Source organism: Mycobacterium colombiense (assembly GCF_003284975.1).
Classification (GTDB): domain Bacteria; phylum Actinomycetota; class Actinomycetes; order Mycobacteriales; family Mycobacteriaceae; genus Mycobacterium; species Mycobacterium europaeum_A.
Genome location: NZ_QMEU01000208.1, coordinates 1 through 2,789, shown reverse-complemented (window position 1 = coordinate 2,789; position 2,789 = coordinate 1). Strand labels below are relative to the sequence as shown.

The window sequence follows — 2,789 nt, the reverse complement described above, 5'->3', positions numbered from 1 at the left end:
GCTACACCCTGTGGGCCGCCTGGCACCGGTCCGGGTTGCAGCGCCGCTGGCTCTCGGTCAGCGAGCGCGGCGGACCCGCGGCGGCCCAGGCCACCCGGGACCTCGAGTCGGTGACCGCGCTGTTCGACGTCACCGACGACTACGTGTCGCGCACCTCGGGCGCATCGCTGCGCGGTCTGGTCGAGCACATCGCCGCGCTGGCGCTGCCCGGCGCCGTTCCCGAGCCGCTCGCCGCGGCCGAACAGGTCCAGGTACTCAGCGCCCACGCCGCGCTGGGGCACGAATGGGATTTCGTGGTGATTGCCGGTCTGCAGGAAGGGTTGTGGCCCAACATCATTCCGCGTGGCGGCGTGCTGAATACCCAGCGGCTGCTGGATGTGCTGGACGGGGTCGGAGCGGACGCGTCGGTGCGGGCACCGCTGCTGGCCGAGGAGCGCAGGCTGCTGGTCGCGGCGATGGGCCGGGCCCGACGGCGGTTGCTGGTGACGGCCGTCGACAGCGACACCGGCGGGGCCGGCCACGAGGCCACGCTGCCGTCGGCTTTCTTCGCCGAAGTCGCGCGGTGGGCCGACGGAGAACCGGATAACGCTGAGCTACAACCGGTCTCGGCTCCGCGGGTACTGTCCGCGGCCGCGCTGGTCGGCCGGCTGCGTGGCGTGGTGTGCTCCCCCGACGGGGCGGTCGACGAGGCCGTCCGGGACTGCGCGGCAACACAATTGGCCCGGCTAGTCCGCGCCGGTGTGCCGGGCGCCGACCCGGCCGGATGGCACGGCCTGACCCCGGTCAGCACCAGCGAACCATTGCGCGGCAGCGGCGATGTGGTGACGTTGACGCCCTCGACCATGCAGACCCTCAACGACTGCCCGCTGCGCTGGCTCGCCGAGCGGCACGGCGGATCCAACCCGCGCGATGTGCGCTCGGCGATCGGATCGGTGGTGCACGCCCTGATCGCCCAACCGCACAAGAGCGAATCGGAATTGCTGGCCGAGCTGGACCGCGCCTGGAGGCACCTACCCTTTGCGGCGCAATGGCATTCGGCCAACGAGCTGGCTCGCCACCGGGCCATGCTGGAGGCGTTCATCGAGTGGCGGGCGCAGACCCGGGGCGCACTGACCGAGGTCGGCGTCGAGGTCGAGATCGATGGAACCGTGGCCACCGAGGGCGGCGGCGAGGTCCGGCTGCGCGGGCGGGTCGACCGGCTGGAACGCGATGCCGCCGGCCGGCTGGTCATCGTCGATATCAAAACCGGCAAGACGCCGGTCAGCAAGGACGACGCGCAACAGCACGCCCAGCTGGCTATGTATCAGCTGGCGGTGGCCGAGGGATTGGTCGGCGATGGCACCGACAACGTCGAACCCGGCGGGGCGCGGCTGGTCTACCTCGGCAAGACCGGCGCATCGGGAGTGGCCGAACGCGAACAGGATCCGCAGACCGCGGCCGGCGGCGACGAATGGCGCGAGGTCATCGCCCGGGTGGCCGACGCGACGTCCGGCCCGCAATTCATCGCGCGGCGCAACGACGGCTGCAGCCACTGCCCCATCCGGGCGAACTGCCCGGCCCACGCCGACGGGTCACAGCGATGACGCCGCCGCGGCCGCGCTATTCCCCGGCCGAATTGGCCGGGGCGCTCGGGCTTTTCCCGCCGACCGACGAGCAGGCCGCCGTCATCGCCGCGCCGCCGGGGCCGCTGGTGGTCATCGCCGGTGCCGGCGCAGGCAAGACCGAGACCATGGCCGCGCGGGTGGTGTGGTTGATCGCCAACGGCTACGCCGAACCCGGTCAGGTGCTGGGCTTGACCTTCACGCGCAAGGCCGCCGGCCAGCTGCTGCGCCGGGTCCGGTCCCGACTGGCCAGGCTGGCCGGCGTCGGGCTAAGCGCGCAAGGCGCCGCCGGTGCGCCCGTCGACACCGAGGGCGCGCCGACGGTCAGCACCTACCACGCCTTCGCGGGCTCGCTGCTGCGCGACTACGGGCTGCTGCTGCCCGTCGAGCCCGACACCCGGCTGCTCAGCGAAACCGAGTTGTGGCAGCTGGCTTTCGACGTGGTGAACACCTATCCCGGGGAGCTGCGGACCGACAAGACCCCGGCGGCCGTCACCTCGATGGTGCTGCGGCTGCGGGGGCAGCTGGCCGAGCACCTGGTGGACACCGGCCAGCTGCGCGACACGCACCTGGAGCTGGAGCGGCTGATCCACTCCCTGCCCGCCGGCCCCTACCAACGTGACCGCGGCCCCAGCCAATGGCTGCTGCGGCTGCTGGCCACTCAGACGGAGCGCGCCGAACTGGTGCCCCTGCTCGACGCCCTCGACGAACGCATGCGCGCCGTTAAGGTGATGGATTTCGGGATGCAGATGGCGTCGGCGGCCAGGCTGGCGGCGACCTTCCCGCAAGTGGGCGAGGACCTGCGCAGCCGCTACCGGGTGGTACTGCTCGACGAGTACCAGGACACCGGCCACGCCCAACGCATCGCGCTCTCAACGCTGTTCGGGGGTGGGGTCGACGACGGCCTGGCGCTCACGGCCGTCGGCGACCCCATCCAGTCGATCTACGGCTGGCGCGGCGCGTCGGCGACCAACCTGCCCCGGTTCACCACCGACTTCCCCCGATCGGACGGCACCCCCGCGCCCATGTGCGAGTTGCGGACCAGCTGGCGCAATCCGCCGCGCGCCCTGCGGCTGGCCAACGCGATGTCGGCGGAGGCGCGGCGGCGCTCGGTGGCCGTGCACGCGCTACGCCCGCGCCCGGATGCCCCGCCCGGCACGGTCCGCTGTGCGTTGCTGCCCGACGTGA

Annotated in this window: 2 protein-coding genes; both read left to right on the top strand. The window is 72.5% G+C overall.

What is annotated here, in order from left to right; translation table 11 throughout:
* The coding region (locus DQP58_RS26400) for a PD-(D/E)XK nuclease family protein (RefSeq protein ID WP_133259452.1) at window positions 1-1,583 on the top strand (1,583 nt) is incomplete at its 5' end.
* A partial coding sequence (locus tag DQP58_RS26395) for an ATP-dependent helicase (RefSeq protein ID WP_133259451.1) occupies window positions 1,580-2,789 on the top strand: 1,210 nt, incomplete at its 3' end. The genes DQP58_RS26400 and DQP58_RS26395, both read left to right, overlap by 4 nt.